We start from the raw sequence: 20,137 nt of genomic DNA on the forward strand, positions 1-20,137 counted from the left end.
GCGACTAAGCCTCTGAAAAGATAGCCCGCAGCGGGACTTCTCTTGCTGGGCGCGGATACTAGAGATTACCTAAAAACAAGTCAATCAATTAATCTCATATTTCCCGTATTATTGATTGTTTGCTGGAAAAGCGAGCAATGTCGCCTATTTATTGATATGCCGTAAAATATTGATAGCAGATGATGAAAAATAGCGCGAAGCCAACCTCGGAATCCCGCCCGTTGATGATTCACCCCGACTAAAATGGGCTCATTGGGGGTTGTGTAATGGCTTGTCTTTATCTTCTTCAGCCTGTTGAGCGGAAATTGACGCAACAAGCTCACTGATCTTTTGCGTTTCTTCAAGCGTTGCGCCATCTAACAGGGCTTTGTGCAATAGGCTGTTTATTCGCTCTTTCCTTAAATTAAACAAGTCATGTAACGAGTAAGCGATTTCCAAACGGCGTTTTGGAAATTGTTCAATCAAGTGAGTCAGCATTTCTCCAGAACGTTTTGGATACGCAAGCACAATGTTCTTTGCTACATCATTCGCATTCAATGCAGAGCCTTGCAACGCCAGCTTGATCAGCAAACCGGGGTCGGTGGGGTTTTGACCCAACGCTGCAAGTAGGAGTTTCAGCTCTGGGTTAGTGGTGTTGGTGTCTTTAAAATCCAGCATGGGGTCAAAATCTGTCGAAGCAATCGGTTGGACACTGACCTTGAACGTGTTGGTCGAGGGTATTTTTTCTGTGCGGACATAAAGCTTCCGGATCATGAGGAACACAAACACAAAAACATGAACCGTGATGATGTAGTAATAGAGCCACACCACGCTAAATTCGCTCATCAAAGAACTGGCGACAATCGGGCCAATCACTCCGCCAGCGCCCAATAATATTTGCATAGTGCTGGTAACGGGCATCGCTTCTTTTGGATCGATGTGGTCAAACACTTGTGTCACTGCTAACGGAAACAATGCCACGCCAGAACCACCGGAAATCCAGAACAGTACCGCCAATAACTCTATTGGGTAGGGATGGAAGTTATCGAATACGATCAAACTGTTGCTGACCACGCCCATCACCATTAGCCCTGATGCGATGACGCGTTTGTCATACCTGTCCGCTAACCATCCGGTGGGAAACTGCGTAAGCAACCCGCCCATTTGATAAGAACCCAAAATAAGCGATAGCCAAATCCCAGAAATACCTTTGCTGTACGCGTACAACGAAATGAGTGACACGCTTGACGCGTTAATCAAACCCGCACAAAAACACAAAAGTGTTCCCGAGGGGGAATAATCCCAGAGTTTTTTTAGCGTAATGGGCGTGCTTCTCGCGGGCAATTCAGGTGCCGGTAAACGGCTCATGGACATGATGATGAGCGAGAAACACAGAAAAACAGAGATCAAACCGAACAAGCGTGGATCTTGCTCGTTGAACATACTGAACAGAAAGGGCGCAGTACCAAAACCAATCGCAAAACAAATCTGATACGTGCCGTAAACGCGTCCTCGATTGCTTCGGTCACTTAAAACGTTGAGCCAGCTTTCCAGCGTGATAAACGAGGTGACATAGCAAAACCCAGCGATCATCCTAAGCGCGCCAGTGAGCCAAATGTCCGTGGTGTAACTGTGGATCACGGACACAATCGACAACGTCGCTGCCATGGATGCAAATGCCCGAATATGACCTGCACGCAGCACGGCACGTGAGCCAAATAGCCCCGCACAAATTGCGCCTACGGCAAACATACTCATGGCGAGACCAATATTTGAGGTCTCATAGCCTGTTTCCTTCATGCGTATAGGGAGCATGATGAAGAAAAGGTTATGGCTGATGGCAAAGCCAAAAATGGTAAAAAGGATGGGGCGTATACGCCAAAATATATTTGTTTTCATATCCGTATGTCGTCAGGCTCTTCCAATTTAAGCGTAGACTTAATTTCTAAACGCAAATGTCATCAATTCAGACAGTTTCAAGCATGCAGAAGTGATAAATAGACACGGTGAGAGCCGTGCTTTCTGCTTTGCAAATTGAACAATGATTGGGGCTGGTTTTTCACCGAAATAGTACCATGAGATGGCACTAAACCTTGGTCTCATCAGGAAGTGATAGCGCTATCTCTTGGCTTTTTGACAGCATTCTTATTAATGGAATAGCAATGACTTGGGTATCAATAGTTTTGCTTTTTCGACCTAGGGTTTGATTTTGGTGGATGAATAGCAAAAATGTACTTTTCTGTGTCTTTGAAATGACTTTTTATTTTAAATTGGATAGGCTCTTACTGTCATGGTTTGCTAGGGTGTATAACATTCCTATTGAATTCTAATGGCAATAACTATTCGTTAAATTAGGAGAGGTTATGGTAAGTCTGGAAAAATTAAAACCTGATCATGAAAATGAAATACGGAAAATCACACTTGGTGATGAACAAGCGAAATATACAGCCCTTCCTGATGCGTTTCTTTCTGGTGATAGAGGAAGCGCCGAACATTTTGTTGTCATGCTTGATGGCGTTGTCGTTGGGTACTTTAAAATTGAACGAGATTTTTCTACTCAACGTAATGCTTGTGATGAGAATACTGTTGGGCTTAGGAAATTTGCGATTGATGTAAATCAGCAAGGGAAAGGATTAGGCAAAGCCGCGGTCTTATTGTTGGGGAAGATGGCGAAGGAGCATTTCCCAGAAGCAGATTGGTTGTACTTGACCGTGAACTGCAAAAATACAGTTGCATATCAGTGTTATCTCAAGGGTGGCTTTGAAGACACACATGAGCGCTATCTTGGTGGACCCAATGGCCCACAGCACATTATGAGGCTTGAGATCTAGCACCAGAAAACGGCGTTGTTTCCTAAATCATTGAACTAATATCAATAGCCGCGATCAGATCATCAGGACCTCAAACAGGTAGATGATGATGGGCAAATCCAAGCACAAGATCAGCAACTGGAAAGAATACAACCAAGCCCTGAAAAATCGTGGCTCGGTCACCTTTTGGATTGATGCTGCTGCCATCAAATCTTGGCGCTGCAATAAACACCATGGGAAGCGTGGTCGGGGTTTCCAATTTAGTGATGCATCGATTGAGACGGCATTGATGATCAAAGGAGTTTTCAAGCTCCCTTTGCGAGCACTCGAAGGATTCATTAACTCGCTGTTTGTGCTCATGGATGTTCCACTGACGTCTCCTTCTTATAGCTGTATTAGCAAGCGAGCAAAGACCGTCGAAGTTCACTATCGTTCTCCAAGCCGTGGGCCTATCGCTCATGTCGTCATCGATGCCACTGGTCTAAAAGTGTATGGGGAAGGTGAATGGAAAATGCGTAAGCATGGTAAAGAAAAACGCCGAGTATGGCGTAAGTTGCACCTCGCTATTGATGCCGCTACGCACGAGACCATTGCTGCTGAAGTGAGCTTGGATAGTGTTGGTGATAATGAAGTCTTACCGACGTTGTTGAATCCGCTTCGTCGAAAGATTCAACAAGTGAGCGCTGACGGTGCTTATGATACTAAAGCGTGCCATCGTGTATTGAAAAATAAGGGGATAACACCCACCATTCCTCCGAGAAGTAACGCAGGTTTTTGGGAGGAAGGGCATCCTCGAAACATAGCTGTAAGCGCCTTAAAATCGGGTGATCTCGCCACGTGGAAACAAGAAAGTGGTTATCACAAACGGTCATTGTCAGAAACGGCGATGTACCGCTATAAGCAGTTACTCAGTCCAAAATTGACGTTAAGAGATTACAACGCACAAGTCGGAGAAGCGTTAGCGAACGTCAAGGCAATGAACAAAGTCATAAGACTCGGTATGCCTGTTAGAAAACCAACTGGTTAGGCCGTTAAAATCAAATAGGATCAATTCGTTAGCTTAACGATTTGATCAACAAGGCCCCAGAAAACACGTAAAGTGAATGCCTATTCAGTCTTATGTTTATATTTTCTGTTGATCATCTGCCTGTGTTGGTTAATATTGGTTTCTTGTATTAATAAATATTCTAAATTTAAAACCCTCTTATTTTCTTTTACATTGGATATTTCGAATTGAGATATCGTCTCTTGGGTGAGTCATTTAATTCCATTTAACACCAAGGATCTTTCCTTTAATAAACTGTGATCCTGTTTCCGTTAACAAATATTTACATTTACATTGTGTGGAAGAATATAGTCCTGAGTGTTTGACTGATCTAGTCAAATAAAAAGGACGACATCTATGAACACATTCAACGTTAGTGGTAGAAAGCTGTTGGTCGTGGCAATGAGTGCCGCATTGCTGACGGGTTTTGCAGGCTGTGAAGATCCAAGGTGGGTTGCAAATAAAGTTAGCAAGGCAATCAAGGAAAAGAATCTTGTTGATCATCTTGAGGCCATGGAGGTAGCGGCCGTGCCAACGCCTGATGGCAGTTCAACAACACGCGCTGCGGGGACTGAAGGTTACGCTAATTCCGCGGATTATATCAAAGCCACGCTTGAAGCGAATGGCTACGATGTCACATTCCAACCTTTCGATTTTAGAAGCTGGTCTGAACAAGATGGCACAACGTTAAGCGTCAATGGGCAAGCGCTTGTTCATGTACGTGATGCAACGGACGATATTCCGGCGGACTATGCTGCCATGTCTTACTCTGGTGGTTCTGATGGCGCGTTGAACGCTGACATTGCCTTTGTGACGCCCGATTTTGATTTTGAATCCCCAGACTACGATGATACTGATGGTTGTGAAGCCGCCGATTTTGATGGCGTAGACGTGACCGGAAAAGTGGCGGTTATCCAGCGTGGTGGCTGTACATTCAATGCGAAAGTCGTGAATGCGGAAAACGCAGGTGCGGTTGGCGCTATTGTGTTTAACCAAGGTAACAATGACGGTCGTAAAGCCGTGGTCAACGGCACCTTGGGCAGTGACAGTGAAGCGGGTATACCTGCGTTTGGTGCTCGCTATGATCTCGGTAAAGCTTGGTATGACCTTGCGCAATCGAATGCGGTCGCTGCGGCGTTGAATATCGGTGTTGAAGACGAAGTTGTTGTGACACAAAACCTCCTAGCAGAAACCAAAAAAGGTAACCCTGATCAGATCGTGATGCTGGGCGCACATTTGGATTCTGTGCAAGAAGGACCGGGCATTAACGATAACGGTTCCGGTAGTGCGGGGATCTTGGAATACGCGATTCGCCTAGAGAAGAAAATGAGGCAACTTCCGGTTAACCAAAAGAACAAAGTTCGTTTCGCTTGGTGGGCGGCAGAAGAAGCTGGCTTGGTCGGTTCTAACTACTACACCGAAGAGGTGTTAGGCGGTTATTACAACGATGCACAAGCACAAATCATGGAAGAGGAAGGTGTCACTGATCCGGCAGACCTCACCGCGGCACAGCGTGAATTGGTCGATGCGCGTTATCTTGAAATTAATCCGATCAAAATGTACCTCAACTTCGACATGATCGGCTCGCCAAACTATGTGTTTGGTGTGATGGATGGTGATTTGTCAGATACCAAAGACAGCCCAGACAATGCATACCCAGGTGACTTTGAGCCACCAGAAGGTACGTCGCACATCGAAGGTCTGTTCAACGAGTTCTTTACTGATAAAGATGAATCCACTGTGCCGCAAGCCTTATCAAAACGTTCGGATTACTCGGGCTTTGCCGATTGGGGAATTGCGTTTGGTGGTCTGTTTACAGGGGCTGAGCAAATCAAATCCGCAGAGGAAGCCGAGCAATTTGGCGGTGACGTAGATGTCGCTTACGACAAGTGCTATCACCAAGCCTGTGATGATCTCAATAACGTGAGCAACAAAGCGTTAAGAGTGAACTCGAAAGCGCTAGCTTACGTGGCGACCTTCTATGCGATGAGTGATGATCTCTATGCGGATGGACGTGAAGATGAGCCTGAACAGCGCACTCTGCTGCGTTCTTTGTCGGTGCAAGAATCTAGCAATCAACATCGTATTGGTCAGAAAATTAAATCAGCATCGCGTGAAGTGTCTGATCATGGTCACTTCCATGGTGATTTCGACCAAGACCGCGAATAGTCAGCAGATAGACTGGATCGCGTTTGTTAGTGCAACAAAGTGAATACAGTAAAGCTGATTAAGTAGTAAAACCTAAAACCTAGAACCTAAAACCAAGGGAGCCAAATGGCTCCCTTTTTGATTTTTTATGTATTTATCCCCAAACGACACTATTTGGCCATTTCTCCTGCTTGCATGGCGAGGCGCATTTGGCTATTTGCCGCACCAAACCCTGTGTATCCATTGCGTTGGACAATCTCAAAACAGAATCTGCCTGCAAACAAAGTGGTATAGAGTTGGTAGAAACTGCCGTTTTCATCTTCGTCATACAAGATATTAAAGCGCTTGAGCTTGGCAATAGTTTCATTTGACAGCGCGAATCGTGCCGCTAAATCGTCGTAGTAATTCACCGTTGCCGGTAAGGTTTTGGTTTGTTGGGCATCCATAAACGCGGCCGTCGCGAAAATATCTTTGGTGGAGAGCGCAATATGGTTCACGCCGGTGCCTGCGTATTGATCGAGGATACGGCTAGATACCGTGCGTGAAGCTTGGCTGCTGTTTAAGGTAAAGCTCACGCCGCGATCAGGCGTTTGCAGGGCTTGGCTTCGAATCAGACCGCCGGGATCGGTGACATTCACGGTTGGCATGGTTCTCATGCTGAACATCGAACGGAACACCAGCACAGAGTGGAGCATTTCTTCGTAGCTCATCGAGAGCGCAATATGATCGACTTTATTCAAAAAAGCCTGCGCCTCAATATCGCTATGCCACTGAAATTCACGCTCCCAATGAGCCGGTTTTTCTGACCCATCCACCATATAAAGCAAGCTTTCACCTGGGCCATAAATGGCAGGAATACCGTGTGTGTCGGTGTTTGGGTTGCCATACACGGGGGTGAATTCCAGTTTCTTGGCGCGCTCCACCATGTCTTTCACGTTATCGCAGGTCATGCCGACCGCACAGACTGAAACACCGTGATGCTGGTGGAAGTTCTGTGCAAAACTATCTGGCTCCATGTTCATCACCAGATTGATATTGCCTTGTCGCCACAACTCAACATGTTTCTTTTTGTGTGTCGCTGCGTGGCTGAAACCCAGTTGAGAAAGCAGCTTGGTGAGACTTTTCTTCTCTGTATCGTTCAGTGCAAACTCAATGAATTCGATGTCACGAGGTGGCGACACGACGGGGATAGACGTTGCGTCCTCGTGGGGTGTTTTTTCCGCAGCGTGGTTGGCGAACACTAATGAACGATATCCATCACGCGCTGTTTTCTCTGCTGATCCCGCACGAAACTGGTCGTTGAATATTTCCAGCGAGAAAGGGCCGTCATAGCCTGTTGCATGCATGTTGGTGACGAACTTATCGAGTGGCAGATCGCCTTGGCCGGGGAAACAACGGTAATGTCGGCTCCAGCTTAGGTGATCCATTGACAAACTTGGCGCATCCGCAACTTGCACGAGAAATATTCTGTCACCGGGAATGTTGAGCATGGTATCAAGCTCAGTTTGGCGTGAGAAGATGTGAAAGGTGTCTAGGCACAGCCCAACGGCATCATGGTTCGCTCGACGCACGATTTCCCACGAGTCGCGATAGTCATAGACGTACTTCCCCCATGCCAGCGCTTCATAAGCAATCCGCATATTACGCTTCGATGCACGCTCGCCTAACTCATGAAAATCATCGGCTGCTCGTTGAATACCACCCAATGCATGCGGTGATGTATTGCTGCAGACCATTAACAGATCCGTACCCAACGCTTCCATTAGGTCGAATTTTCGCTCAGCGCGATCAAAGGCTTTTTGGCGATAAGGAGCAGGTAAACCTTCAAAGTCTCGAAAGGGCTGATAGGTCACCACTTCTAAACCGTGATCGTCCAACATACGGCGGATTTCTTTCACAGAACCGTTGTGGGTGATCAGATCACTTTCGAAAATTTCGATGCCACGAAAGCCGGCTTTTGCGATAGCTTCAATACGTTCACGAAAGGTGCCTGACAAACATACAGTTGCAATGGAGTAGATCATGCCTCGTCTCCGTATGTCGCCATGAGTCCGTCGATGGCCAGTGCATAACCTTTTACGCCAAACCCAACAACAATGCCTGCTGCAACGGGGGAAAGATAAGAATGATGACGAAATTCCTCACGGGCATGGACATTGGAAATGTGAATTTCAATGACAGGGACTTGTGCGCCTTTAATGGCATCTTGTAAGGCCACTGACGTATGGGTGAACGCACCGGCATTAAACACCACGCCGATCATGTCACCGTTTGCGATTTTTCTTCCCGCGTCATGCATAGCATCAATCAGTACACCTTCATGGTTGCTTTGCATAAACTCAATCGTCACGCCGTGTTTTTGGGCGGCGTCGTGACAGAGTGTTTCGACATCCGCGAGCGTTGTGTTGCCGTACAGGCCGGGTTCACGTTGGCCTAACAAGTTGAGATTTGGGCCATTCATTATCAGTATTGATTTCATCATTTACCTCCTTGTCCAATCCGAAAATATTACCCAATATCATCGATATATACGGTTCTTCCCGTTTTCACGGCCTCTAAAACGGCTTCGGTGACACGAAGGTTCTGAAGTCCATCTCGCACTGTTACCAAGGGTTTTTCTTGCTTGCGTATCACTCGACAAAAATGATTAAGCTGCTCAACCAAAGGATCTTTGCGCTCAAGGGTAATGGTTTCGCTGGTAAAGGGTTTCCACCAAGAACGATCAGCTTTTATCGGATAATGTTTAAGGCGCATGGTAGGCACTGAAATAGAGCCGTCAGTGCCTGCAATGTGGTAGCAATTTTCATCAGTGCTCGTAGCGTACGCTTTGTTTTCTTGCGAGGTTTGCTCCCAGCTAGAGCCAGAAGCTGCCGTGTCTGAGAGTAAAAATGTCCCCAACGCGCCATTGGCAAAGCTGAGGTTAATCGACACCGTGTCTTCCACATCAAAATTGCGGCGACGGTTTGATGCCATGGCCTGTACCGCAACAATTTCGCCGCATAAATAGCGAAGGTTGCCAATTTCATGGATTAGATTAATCAGAATAGGGCCGCCGCCTTCTTTGGTGCGCCATGGTGCGGCGTCAAAGTAATCATCGGGTTTACAGAACAGTGCGCAACCTTGTACGGCGACCAAGGCTCCCAGCACGTCGGAGTCAATTAGCTCTCGTGTCCGCTTGATGATGGGGCTGTGCATACGATGGTGTCCAACCAATAGGGTGTCCCAAATACCCGGAGAGCGCATTGCAATGTTGAGTAATTCCGTCGCTTCTGCCACTGAATGTGCCACGGGCTTTTCAATCAAGACGGGAACCTTGTATTCCATGCACACTTTGGTTTGCTCGACATGCATGTTGTTAGGGGTGGCAAGGATAACGCCATCAACACGTAAAGTAGCAAGCATGTCGTTCAGATCAGAGAAGTGCGGGACGCCACATTTTTGTGCGAGTTCAATGCTGGCTTCAAAAGGGTCGACAATGGCTGCAAGCTGACAGACTTCGCTGCTTTGGATGAGCTGAATGTGATTTTTGCCAATCAGACCAGCACCAACGACAGCAAGGTTTAATGGTTCCATGTGGGGCGAATATCCTTATTAGTTAATAGCGATATGCAGGGAGCGTGTCGCAGATGAAGACGAGTTAGCGTTGTTCACCAAACTCACGTAAGCGCTCAACAAATCCACCTAAGTGCGATTCCAATGCGTGAACACAGGCCAGAAGGTCACGATTTAGTGCGGCCTCTAAAATCACCTGATGTTCGTCAATAATATGTGTGCCTCGAAAGCCATTAGTGCGCAGTTCCATCATCACAAACTGTCGGAACTGATCGTAGATCTGTCGATGGTAGTGCATGTGTAATTCCGAATCGCAGGCACCAATCAATGCCGCATGGAACTCGTAATCACAGCGATGCCACATCATGAAGTTGTCTTCAATGTTGTTGCGCATTTTGCTCTCTACATGCTCAAGCTTGTGGTGGGCAGCAACCAGATTGCTTTCCCATTCCATATCGCCATTAACAAAAGATTGCTCTGCGCCATTGGATTCAAGAAGAATGCGCAGCCGCGTCAGCTCTTCCATCTTCTTGGTTGAGAAGCTAGCGACGTGAAACCCTTTTTGCCCTTCAGCAATCACTAAACCATCGCTGGCTAGTCGCGTCAGGCATTCGCGTAATAAGTTCACACCGCTGCCATAGCGTGTTTTTAGCGACTCCATACGCAGACGGCTTCCGGGTTTATAGTCGCCTCTTAATAAATCTGTTCTTAACGTTTCATAGAGGTTCATTGCCTCTGGCCTCAAGCGTTGGATTAACCTACATCCACATTCTCGTCCTAATAAAACGAAGAATATGTCTTATTTTTATGAATTCACTATAAGTCAAATAATGTCCCTCAAAATGAATAATGGGTGATGTTTTAACAAATGAGACACATTTGGGTAACAACGACGTAATCGGATCGTCTACGCTATGTTCATGTTAAACGGTGCGCTGATTTTTTGACCAAGGGGGTCATTAAGCAAACCAAATGCTGGGTACTTGAATCACAAGGGCCCATACAAAGGAGTGGTGTATGAAATTGTTGTCCAGATCCTCGGCAAGCTGGCTGAGCAACGTCACGAAAGCAACAACGTTGGCGATTGCGATGCTTTCTGTAACGGCTGCTAGTGCTGCGGATATGAAGTTGCGCTTATCGGCGCCAAGTTCGGAAACTGACCAACGTGCAATTGCATTAACGGAAGTGTTTGGGCCAGGCGTAGCGAGTTTTGCGGAGTTTGAACCGCACTGGAATGCTTCATTGTTTAAGCAAGGCACAGAACTAGAAGCCATTGCTCGTGGCAACCTTGATATGGCGATGGCATCGGCGCAAGAATTGGCCGAATTCATTCCTGCCTTTTCTATTTTCGCAGCGGGCTACATGCACCGTGATGCGGACCATCAGGTCGCGGTGTTTAATTCTGATGCCATGGACCCTTTGAAAGAAGAAGTGGAAGATCTGCTGGGCGTGAAACTGCTTAGCGTGATTTATCTAGGTCGTCGTCAGTTGAACCTTCGTACTGATGAGGAAGTGAAAACACCGGCAGATTTGGCGGGTGTGAAACTGCGTATGCCAGGTTCAGATTCATGGCAGTTCTTGGGTAAAGCGCTGGGCGCAAACCCAACACCAATGGCCTTTACCGAAGTGTATACCGCTTTGCAAACTGGCGCGGTTGACGGACAAGACAACCCATTGCCAACCGATAAAGATGCCAAGTTCTACGAAGTGACTAAGCAGATTGTATTGACGAATCACTTGGTGGATTTGAACTATTTAGCGGTATCGAAAAAAGTGTGGGATGGCTTAACGCCGGAACAGCAAACCCAAATGCAGAAAGCGGCTGATGATGCTGCGGCTTATGGGCGCAAAAACCAACTGGCATTGGAAGCTGAGTTGGTGGATTTCTTCCGCGAGCAAGGCCTGAAAGTGTATGAGCCTAATCTAGAGGCTTTCCGTTCACACGTTCAAAAAGCGTACCTTGAGTCTGAGTTTTCTGAAAGCTGGCCGGAAGGCATGGTGGAAAACATCAACAACCTGTGAGGTTTAACGCGTGAAAACTATTCTGCTTTGGTTTCAGCGAATAGCAGATGGGGTTGCGGTCATTATGTTGGCCGCAATGTTCCTGATTTTTTGTGCGCAAATATTCTCCCGATATGTCCTTAATGCTCCTATTGGCTGGTCTTCAGAGCTTCTGCTGACACTTTGGCTGTGGGTGATTTTTTGGACGGGCGCATTTTGTTTGCGTAACAAAGATCATATTCGCTTTGATCTTCTCTTTTTAAGTGTTCCGGGAAAGGTACAACGTATTTTTCTTATTTTGTCTGCATTGGGCATCATCATCGGTTTTGGCATTAGCTTTCTGCCGACATGGGACTACATCACTTTCTATAAGATCAAGAAGAGCGCGATCTTAAAATGGCGCCTCGACTATGTATTCAGCATTTACGGGGTATTTCTGGGCGTCATTATTCTCCGCTACGGTATTGCACTGATTCAGTATTTGAATCCGAATTACAAGGTGCAAGACGATGACAAGGACGAGCAGGTGGAAGAATGAGTTTGGCGTTAACACTATGCTTGGTCACTGTGTTGCTTTTGGCGGCATTCGGTACGCCAGTATCATTTTCAATGATCATTGGTGCTATCGTTTATCTCTTGGTGAGCGGTCAAGATTTAGCACTGGCTGGTGAGCAGATTATTCAAGGTTTCTACAACAGCTTTATCCTGTTGGCGGTTCCTCTGTTTATTGCCGCTGCCAATATCATGAATGCGGGCAGTATTACGGATCGACTGCTTCAATTCTGTGTGGCAATGGTGGGGCATTTCCGAGGTGGACTGGGTCACGTGAATATCGTTTCCAGTTTGATTTTTTCGGGTATGTCTGGCTCTGCGGTCGCAGATGCGGCAGGAGTCGGGCGAGTTATCATTAACATGATGACCAAAGATGGACGCTATCCGCCAGCTTATGCCGCTGCGGTGACGGCGGCTTCTGCGACGATAGGTCCTATTATCCCGCCTTCGATCCCGATGGTGATTTATGCCTTGGTGTCGGATACCTCGATTGGCTATTTGTTTATCGCAGGCTTGTTACCGGGTTTATTGATGGGCGCTGTATTGATGGGAATGAACACCTATCTTGCGACCAAAATGAATATTCCTAGAGAGCCTAAAACACCAACGAAAGACATTCCTGGGATCACTTTCCGTGCGTTACCAACACTCTTAATGCCAGGTATTCTGTTGTTTGGTATTTATGGTGGTGTGACGACACCAACGGAAGCAGCAGCAGTTGCAGCAGCGTATGCGTTGATACTTGCGGCGGTAGTTTACCGCTCTATTACGTTGAAGGAACTTTATGCTGCGCTGAAGGAAAGTGCGTTTTCATCAGCATCAGTGGGTTTGGTGATTGGCTCAGCGCTAATCTTCAACTACATCATTGCGACGGAAAATGTACCGACGGCGATTGCAGAGCTGATTAATCAGGCCAATTTGTCACAACTTGAATTCTTGTTGCTGGTGAATCTGATTTATTTGCTGCTTGGCTTCTTGTTGGATGCCACGACTGTGATTCTGGTGATCGTACCCTTGTTTATCCCCGCATGTCGGGAATTAGGGATTGATCTCGTTCACTTTGGTGTTGTGACCATTGTTAACCTAATGATTGGCCTAATCACGCCGCCTTATGGGGTATTGTTGTTTGTGATTAATGGCACAACCAAGATCCCTCTCGCGGGCATTATCAAGCAGGTTATTCCGTTTATCTGCGTGCTGCTGGTGGCACTGTTGATCATGATCCTATTGCCGGATTTGGTGTTGTACTTACCACGTACCATGGGTTACCAAGGTTAGTGATGCAAAGACAAAACTGAAGCCCTAGGGCAAGATTCTGCATAAGCAGTCTCTGGAACAATCATAGAGCAGTGTAAAAATAATAAAGAAGGCAGAGATGCCTTCTTTATTTTTTTCTAATTATTGAATTTTTGTAGATTCAGTCTTTTCTTTTTTGACGAATTTCCGCTGGTGTCATACCTAATTCTCGTACCAGTGCTCGGCTGAGGGTTCTGCCTGAGGTAAAGCCGAATGATAGGGCGATTTTATCCATTGAGTCATTGGTGTAGCGGATTGCATTATAAGCCTTCAGACGACGCCAATGATTCAAGTAAGCGATTGGGCCATCCCAAGTGCATCTTGAAAATGACGAACCAAGGTGGCTTTTGACATGCCAACTTGGTTTCCTAGGTCTTCGAGTGTCCAATCTTTTCCAGGGCTATCATGTATCAATGACAGAGCCTGACGAATGCGTTTGTCATGAATTGCGCGTAAGAAACCGTAGTTTTCAGTATGTTCGCTAACAAAATGAATCAGAATCTTCAAAAACAGAATTTCTGTTAGCTTGTCTACGCTAGGATTCTTGTGGAAACCATTTTCTCTGATCTCCTGATCAATCAGCATAACGAGCCGCCAGATGATGCTGTCGTGACCGATGTTTTGAACATGAATAACCGACGGTAATGCATCCAAAATGGGGTGGGTTAACCCCTCATCAAATTCGACGAGACCGCACATCAATCTGTGTGTGGTTGCCCCTACCTGAAATAGCGGTGAGCCTAGCTCGCAAGCATTAACTGCTTGGTTGCTCGGTAGCATTTTATTCTTTGGGTTATCTGCTATCCAATGACTGTCTCCCTTGGGGAGCATGAATATGTCCATTTCATTGGCTTTGATGTTTTTCGCGTTGTCCGCACCGACATAGCACTCTCCTTTAAGCGCGATGTGGAAGCGTGGATAACTGCGTTTTTCTAATGATATTCCCCACGGTTGACTGAGATCAGAACTGAAGAAAATTGTCCCTCGAAACTTAAGTGTTTCAACGACATCGGTGAAAAAATTGAACGTTTTTAGGTCTTTGATTCCTTTAGACACAGATCTGATTCCCTCAGCGACACCGGTTTTCTTACTTTATCTTAGACTGTATCCGAGCGCTTAAGGTTTGAGCGTTCAAACTGTCAGTGAGGTGAGAAAATGGACAGAAATAAAATTAGCGCCAAGACGTTGGGTCGCTCTGCGCGTGTGGCTTTAATCTTACTTGGTGGAGTGGCTTCATCAACGCTGGCGATAGCGGAAGACTATTTCAAAGTTACAGATGGAGAATTACAGAGACCAACCGGTTACCGAGAGTGGGTTTATGTAGGGACGCCTGTGACACCTAACGATATGAACAATGGGAAAGCTGCATTTCCTGAACATCATAATGTATATATCGACCCCACCAGTTGGGCGGCTTGGAAGGAAACAGGTAAGTTTCGTGATGGCACTATCATCGTTAAAGAATTGGTGAGTGTGGGCAGCAAAGCTGCGGTGAGCGGTAATGGTTATTTCCAAGGGGATTTTATCGGCTTAGAAGCAACCATCAAAAGCGCATCGTTGAACCCTAATGAGCCGGGTAATTGGTCTTACTACAGCTTTTCAACACCGGATCACTCGTCACTAACTGAAACCGCGAAAGCGTTTCCTGCTGCGTCATGTAACGCATGCCACGCGGCGGCGGCTGCCGATGACTTCGTGTTTACACAGTACTACCCTGTACTTCGAGCGGGCAAAGGCTCCGGTAAGCTTGCAACGGGTGGTCATTCTTCAACGTTGAAATAAGGAAATTCATAAGATGAAGAAGTACTCAATCGCGTTGTTGATGATGTCAGCAGTGACAGCAAACATTCACGCGGCATCGGCAAATGAGGATTTATCGCCGTACGTCGATGATAAAGGAACGATCAGCTTCCCTCAGGATTTTCGAACGCAGATGGTACATCTCGGATCTTGGTTTGTTCCAGAAGGGGGCGCAAGCGGTTTTCATGGCGTATACACGGAAAAAGCGACCGTTGATGCTTATCGCAAGACGGGCGAATTCCCAGACGGGGCGACGCTTGTAAAAGCGTTGCGTGCTCACAATAGTGGTGATTACACAACAGGAACAAATGTGAGTCATGAAACGGCGGCGTTAAAGCAGTGGTTTGTGATGGTCAAAGACAGTACCGGTCGTTTCTCTGATAATGGCTCTTGGGGGGACGGCTGGGGTTGGGCGTTATTCAAAACAGACGACTTGACCCAAAATGCGTCTACAAATTATAAAACGGATTGTTTGGGTTGCCACATTCCTGCGAAAGATAAGGATTGGATCTATACCGAGGCGTACCCCATCTTGAGTGATTAACATCCACCTATATGACAAAAACCAGCCACCCTGGCTGGTTTTTTAACTTCCTCGGTATGTGGAATAGCCATATGGCGACACCAGCAAAGGAACATGAAAGTGTTTCGTGGCATCGGATACACCAAATCGGATCACGATGTCGTCCAGAAAAGGAATGGGTTCAAGAGGCGTATTCGTCGAACGAAAATAAGCGGCAGTTGAAAAGACAAGCTGGTAAAGACCTGGGGTACAGTCATCATCGATTAGCAGGGGTGCATCTGTTCTGCCATCATCATTGGTCACGGTTGAAACCAGCGGCTGAAGCCCGTCATCACCGATACGGTAGAGTGAAATTTTGATGCCCTTTGCTGGCACACCTCTCGCGGTATCGAGAACATGTGTCGTCAATTTTCCCATGCGTTATCACCTCTGTTTCTTACTTCGACCGAAATACCGAAATCATCTCAATACGTCTATCTCTGTGTCAAAATTCCCTGAAACGGGCGCAGCACATTTGTTCGCGCCATATTAAAAACTTAGCATTCCGTAAGGCATTTTTCTAACGTGTCGCTGAATAAAATGTAAGCAAAAAAGAGCATAACATGTTCGTTTTTGTGTTTTGCTTGTTGACGCACAGATTGGCAAGTCAGTTTATTACGGGAGGTGTGTTTGAGGCATTAAGTAAGGGGTTGGCACAAATTATAGCCAACCCCTACAGCAGTTACGCTGGTTGCAGCGACGCGCGAACCAACGGTTTGTCGTTGATTGGAAGGTGAAGCAGTGCTGCAGCAAGCGCTAGCACAACCGTTGCCCACCAGATTGGCGTATACGAACCATAGAAGTCGTATATACGGCCACCTGCCCACGCACCCAAGAAGCTGCCAATTTGGTGGGTAAAGAACACCAAACCATAGAGGGTAGACATGTAACGCGGGCCGAAGATTTGTCTGACTAGGCCAGAGGTTAACGGCACTGTGCCTAACCAGCAAAAACCGATAGCCGCGCCAAATACGATCGCGGTTTCTGTTGTCAGTGGCAGTGTCACAAACAAAGAAAGCACAACGGCTCGCATCAGATAAAGGCTCGTCATCACATAGCGCTTGTTGAATCTGTCACCCATCACGCCCCAAAAATAGGAGCCAAAAATATTGAATATTCCCACATAAGCCAATGCCATCGCTGCGGTATTGCCCGGTAACCCTTTATCCGCAATGTAGCTAGGCAAGTGGGTGGCAATAAACATCACCTGAAAACCACATACAAAGAAGCCTGCATGGATAAACCAATAGCCCGGATGGCGAAAAGCTTCTGCCAGCGCTTGACGCAAGGTTTGGGTGTCTGCCGTGGTTTGTGATTGTCCTTCACTTGTTGCACTCTTCATGAATACTGAAAAGGCGATGATCACCGTACAGAGCACGGCGAATACTTGCATGGCCGTTTGCCAATCGTAGTTTGCCAGCATGCTTTGTGCGCCGGGGATCACGGCAAACATGCCGAACGAACCTGCCGCGGTTGTCAGACCAAACGCTTTGGCTGTGTGCTCTGCCGGCACGACTTTCGCCACTGCACCTAATACGATCACATAGCTGGTTGCACTCAGGCCAAGACCGACTAAAACACCGATAGACAAGAACAAAACGCCAGAGCTGGTGGCGATAGATGTGAGATACAGACCCAGAGCGTAGGCAATACCGCCTAAGGCGACAATGCGTTTAGCGCCGAAGCGATCTGCTGCCATACCGATAAAAGGTTGGAACATGCCAAACATGAGGTTTTGCACGGCAATGGCAAGGCTAAAAAATTCACGTCCTGATTGGAACGTGTCGCTGATAGGCATCATGAAAATGCCGAAAGATTGCCTGATCCCTAGGCTGATAATCAAAATCCCTATCCCCAGCCATACCATTAGTGGGAACCGGAAAATGCTCATAGATGTACCTTAAAATTGAGTATAAAAAGTGGGTGTTAATAAAAGTGTTTGATATCAAGGGCGGTTGTTCAGCTTACTCTGGTGATTCCATGTGGTGTCGCTGGTGACAGCCACCATCCACGGCGTAATCTGAGAGCGCACGTTGTAGTGGCGCACAATGATGAACACCGATCAGGGTAATAATCAGCACAGCTAGCCAACGTGTTAACTGGGCGGAAAGTGATTGCGAGTTCATGTCGATCCCAGAGATTGAAAGGCGCGTAGAGTAGTGGCATCAAGACTATGAAGCAAATGAATTGAACGCAAAAAGGTCATGCATAAAATGCATGGCGAATGAACCCATTGAATCAAGAAAAGATGAGGCACGATGAAAATTGGCGAATTTGGTGGTACGAACCTTGGCGTTGTTTAAGACGGTGTGCGTTGAAACATAACCTTGAAACCTGAAATCGCGCGGTTTAGGTGACTTGGTGATAAGCATATTTTTTCATAAACGTTTGCCATGAAGAGAAAAATTACGGCAAATGGAGTCACGATTTTTGTGAATGGTTATTGACTGGATCGTGTTGGCGTCGACGCCAATTCTGGCAGGTTTGAAAGAAAAGAAACCCGTAGAAATCGGCGCTAACTGATTGAATTAACATGAAAGCGTGATGTGCATCACGAATATTCTGGACGCGAGACATCCCCCAGTTTCCCGGATTTCGTCAACTGAATAGTGATTTAGATCACGGGCCAAAAACCATTTTTGCAATGCTAGATTGCATTTTTGGGGGTTTAAAAAAATCGAAATCGGAGAAGAATACGCCTCATCGAATAGAGCTATGTTGTCTAAGAGCAGCTAAGCTGCCTAAGAGTTAAACTGTCTAAACGATTTAATGAATATGCTTTTCTTAAAAAGGGCATATTCATTAATGGATGTATTTGCATGGCATAACACCCATGTAAATATTGCTGTAATAAGAGCACATTCGTTATTTCTGATTATCACCAATATCAAAATGCCGCCCTTAAATGTATTTAACCTGAAATGACTAGGCTGGATACATACAGTCGCCATGGATCTGGCTGCCTGAAATTAATCTATTATTCTTTCTCGTCTGAATTAAGGGTTTAAGTGATGTCTTCAGATGCCAATAGTAAAAAAATGGGATTGGTTGGTTTAACCGTTCTCGTCGCAGTAAATATGATGGGCTCGGGTATTATTATGTTACCTTCGAGCTTGGCACAAGTCGGAACCATCTCGTTACTTTCTTGGGTTATTACTGCCCTAGGTGCAATGTGTATTGCGTATACTTTTGCGAAATGCGGTGCGATTTGTAAACGTTCTGGTGGTATGTCAGCGTATTCAGAAGAAGCGCATGGTAAATCGTCTTTCTTTATCGCGTCTTATACCTACTATGTTTGCCTTGTTATTAGCTGTGTCGCGATCGCAGTTTCAGCAGTGGGTTATCTCAAACCCTTCATGCCATGGCTTGATACCCCAATGCACACCTTCTTCGGTGTTGTCGCCATCCTTATCGTGACCATGCTGGCAAACTTTGGTGGCCCTAAAATTACCGGTCAGATTTCATCTTTGACCGTGTGGGGCATTATCCTCCCAGTATTAGGTTTGTCAGTGCTTGGCTGGTGGTGGTTTGATCCACAAACCTTTATCTCTGCATGGAACCCACACCACGACACCACTATGCACTCAGTATCTTCAGGTATCGCACTGACGTTGTGGGCATTCCTCGGCATTGAATCTGCGGGTGCTAACTCGGATGCGGTTGAAAACCCTGAGCGTAACGTACCGCTGGCCGTGCTGTTTGGTACCGGTTTCGCCGCGGTGGTATACATCCTTTCTACCACAGTGATCCAAGGTATTATTCCTAACGCAGAACTGGCAAATTCAACCGCACCGTTCGGTCTTGTGTTTAGCCATATGTTCAACCCAACCGTCGGTAACATCGTCACCATCGCAGCGGTTATCGCGTGTATTGGTTCACTACTCGGTTGGCAGTTCACCAATGCGCAGGTATCAAAATCTGCCGCTGAAGAAGGCTTGTTCCCTAAAATCTTCGCGAAAACGAACAAAGCGGGTGCGCCAATCTTTGGCATGTTCATTATGTTGGCGGCTGAGTTGGTGCTAGCCCTGATGACCATCTCTCCAAATTTGGTGAGTCAATTCAACGCATTGCTCAACCTTGCAGTGTTCGTGAACATGGTGCCTTACATCCTCTCCATGACAGGATTGGAAGTGATGCTGCGAAAAAACAAAGTCACACCCAGACAATACAAACTGGGGGCGACAGTGGGTACGCTTGGCGTGGTTTACAGCATCTACGGTGTGTATGCCTGTGGTGCGGAAGCCGTATTCGGCGGCACCATATTGACCCTGTTTGGTTATATTTTCTACGGCTTCATCGCAGCACGCGATATTAATACTGACGAGGGCAAAACTAACGTCATTGAAAAAGAAGTCAACGCGTAAAAAAGAATAGCATTGTCAGTGGAACCAA

Annotated in this window: 19 protein-coding genes; 9 read left to right on the top strand and 10 right to left on the bottom strand. The window is 46.5% G+C overall.

What is annotated here, in order from left to right; all coding sequences use genetic code 11:
* Window positions 1–249 precede the first annotated feature (249 nt).
* Window positions 250–1,878 carry an MFS transporter gene (locus AC3CIC_RS06705; protein WP_488515700.1) on the bottom strand — a complete coding sequence of 543 codons (1,629 nt, stop codon included), beginning with the start codon at window positions 1,876–1,878 and terminating at the stop codon, window positions 250–252.
* 464 nt (window positions 1,879–2,342) lie between these two features.
* Here AC3CIC_RS06705 and AC3CIC_RS06710 point away from each other — a divergent pair, with 464 nt between their 5' ends.
* The 3 genes from AC3CIC_RS06710 to AC3CIC_RS06720 all read left to right on the top strand — a co-directional run bounded on the left by AC3CIC_RS06710 (window position 2,343) and on the right by AC3CIC_RS06720 (window position 6,003).
* Window positions 2,343–2,810 carry a GNAT family N-acetyltransferase gene (locus AC3CIC_RS06710; protein ID WP_488515701.1) on the top strand — a complete coding sequence of 156 codons (468 nt, stop codon included), beginning with the start codon at window positions 2,343–2,345 and terminating at the stop codon, window positions 2,808–2,810.
* An 88-nt stretch (window positions 2,811–2,898) separates the two neighbouring features.
* A complete protein-coding gene (locus AC3CIC_RS06715; protein WP_488515876.1) occupies window positions 2,899–3,816 on the top strand; it encodes an IS5 family transposase in 918 nt (305 codons plus the stop codon).
* Between the two features lie 375 nt (window positions 3,817–4,191).
* Window positions 4,192–6,003, top strand: coding sequence for a M28 family metallopeptidase (locus AC3CIC_RS06720; protein WP_017002983.1), 1,812 nt, complete (start codon window positions 4,192–4,194; stop codon window positions 6,001–6,003).
* Between the two features lie 149 nt (window positions 6,004–6,152).
* Here the strand turns inward: AC3CIC_RS06720 and AC3CIC_RS06725 are convergent, their stop codons facing one another.
* The 4 genes from AC3CIC_RS06725 to AC3CIC_RS06740 form a co-directional block, all read right to left on the bottom strand.
* The gene (locus tag AC3CIC_RS06725; RefSeq protein ID WP_488515702.1) at window positions 6,153–8,006 is read right to left on the bottom strand and encodes a bifunctional sugar phosphate isomerase/epimerase/4-hydroxyphenylpyruvate dioxygenase family protein; all 1,854 of its coding nucleotides are present in this window, start codon (window positions 8,004–8,006) and stop codon (window positions 6,153–6,155) included.
* Entirely contained in the window at window positions 8,003–8,461 is a 459-nt protein-coding gene (gene aroQ, locus AC3CIC_RS06730) for a type II 3-dehydroquinate dehydratase (RefSeq protein WP_488515883.1), read from the bottom strand. Before aroQ ends, AC3CIC_RS06725 begins: the two co-directional genes overlap by 4 nt.
* A gap of 29 nt (window positions 8,462–8,490) precedes the next feature.
* The gene (locus AC3CIC_RS06735) at window positions 8,491–9,555 is read right to left on the bottom strand and encodes a Gfo/Idh/MocA family protein (RefSeq protein ID WP_394212062.1); all 1,065 of its coding nucleotides are present in this window, start codon (window positions 9,553–9,555) and stop codon (window positions 8,491–8,493) included.
* A gap of 64 nt (window positions 9,556–9,619) precedes the next feature.
* A complete protein-coding gene (locus AC3CIC_RS06740) occupies window positions 9,620–10,264 on the bottom strand; it encodes a GntR family transcriptional regulator (RefSeq protein ID WP_394212064.1) in 645 nt (214 codons plus the stop codon).
* A 287-nt stretch (window positions 10,265–10,551) separates the two neighbouring features.
* Here AC3CIC_RS06740 and AC3CIC_RS06745 point away from each other — a divergent pair, with 287 nt between their 5' ends.
* Genes AC3CIC_RS06745 through AC3CIC_RS06755 form a run of 3 tightly spaced genes read left to right on the top strand, consistent with a single transcriptional unit; the run spans window position 10,552 to window position 13,365 of the window.
* Window positions 10,552–11,556: a sialic acid TRAP transporter substrate-binding protein SiaP gene (locus tag AC3CIC_RS06745; RefSeq protein ID WP_488515703.1), complete on the top strand. Its 1,005-nt coding sequence runs from the start codon at window positions 10,552–10,554 to the stop codon at window positions 11,554–11,556.
* A 10-nt stretch (window positions 11,557–11,566) separates the two neighbouring features.
* Window positions 11,567–12,073 carry a TRAP transporter small permease gene (locus AC3CIC_RS06750; RefSeq protein WP_016958069.1) on the top strand — a complete coding sequence of 169 codons (507 nt, stop codon included), beginning with the start codon at window positions 11,567–11,569 and terminating at the stop codon, window positions 12,071–12,073.
* The gene (locus AC3CIC_RS06755; protein ID WP_394212066.1) at window positions 12,070–13,365 is read left to right on the top strand and encodes a TRAP transporter large permease; all 1,296 of its coding nucleotides are present in this window, start codon (window positions 12,070–12,072) and stop codon (window positions 13,363–13,365) included. The genes AC3CIC_RS06750 and AC3CIC_RS06755 overlap by 4 nt, the downstream gene beginning before the upstream one ends.
* 139 nt (window positions 13,366–13,504) lie before the next feature.
* Here the strand turns inward: AC3CIC_RS06755 and AC3CIC_RS06760 are convergent, their stop codons facing one another.
* Both AC3CIC_RS06760 and AC3CIC_RS06765 read right to left on the bottom strand, forming a co-directional pair.
* Complete coding sequence (locus tag AC3CIC_RS06760) at window positions 13,505–13,771, bottom strand: helix-turn-helix domain-containing protein (RefSeq protein WP_488515704.1); 267 nt, start codon at window positions 13,769–13,771, stop codon at window positions 13,505–13,507.
* A complete protein-coding gene (locus AC3CIC_RS06765) occupies window positions 13,672–14,439 on the bottom strand; it encodes a cupin domain-containing protein (protein WP_488515705.1) in 768 nt (255 codons plus the stop codon). Before AC3CIC_RS06765 ends, AC3CIC_RS06760 begins: the two co-directional genes overlap by 100 nt.
* 99 nt (window positions 14,440–14,538) lie before the next feature.
* Here AC3CIC_RS06765 and AC3CIC_RS06770 point away from each other — a divergent pair, with 99 nt between their 5' ends.
* Window positions 14,539–15,165 carry a cytochrome P460 family protein gene (locus tag AC3CIC_RS06770; protein ID WP_488515706.1) on the top strand — a complete coding sequence of 209 codons (627 nt, stop codon included), beginning with the start codon at window positions 14,539–14,541 and terminating at the stop codon, window positions 15,163–15,165.
* A gap of 13 nt (window positions 15,166–15,178) precedes the next feature.
* Window positions 15,179–15,727, top strand: a complete 549-nt coding sequence (locus tag AC3CIC_RS06775) for a cytochrome P460 family protein (protein ID WP_488515707.1) — start codon at window positions 15,179–15,181, stop codon at window positions 15,725–15,727.
* Between the two features lie 42 nt (window positions 15,728–15,769).
* Here the strand turns inward: AC3CIC_RS06775 and uraH are convergent, their stop codons facing one another.
* The 3 genes from uraH to AC3CIC_RS06790 form a co-directional block, all read right to left on the bottom strand.
* The gene (gene uraH, locus AC3CIC_RS06780) at window positions 15,770–16,123 is read right to left on the bottom strand and encodes a hydroxyisourate hydrolase (RefSeq protein ID WP_394212073.1); all 354 of its coding nucleotides are present in this window, start codon (window positions 16,121–16,123) and stop codon (window positions 15,770–15,772) included.
* Between the two features lie 304 nt (window positions 16,124–16,427).
* Entirely contained in the window at window positions 16,428–17,636 is a 1,209-nt protein-coding gene (locus tag AC3CIC_RS06785) for an MFS transporter (RefSeq protein ID WP_017002977.1), read from the bottom strand.
* Window positions 17,637–17,709: 73 nt separating this feature from the next.
* Window positions 17,710–17,871, bottom strand: a complete 162-nt coding sequence (locus AC3CIC_RS06790) for a hypothetical protein (protein WP_016958065.1) — start codon at window positions 17,869–17,871, stop codon at window positions 17,710–17,712.
* 885 nt (window positions 17,872–18,756) lie between these two features.
* Here AC3CIC_RS06790 and potE point away from each other — a divergent pair.
* Window positions 18,757–20,109, top strand: coding sequence for a putrescine-ornithine antiporter (gene potE, locus AC3CIC_RS06795; RefSeq protein ID WP_488515708.1), 1,353 nt, complete (start codon window positions 18,757–18,759; stop codon window positions 20,107–20,109).
* The last annotated feature ends 28 nt before the right edge of the window (window positions 20,110–20,137 follow it).

The sequence above is a fragment of the Enterovibrio sp. QJM3NY_24 genome (assembly GCF_057786035.1).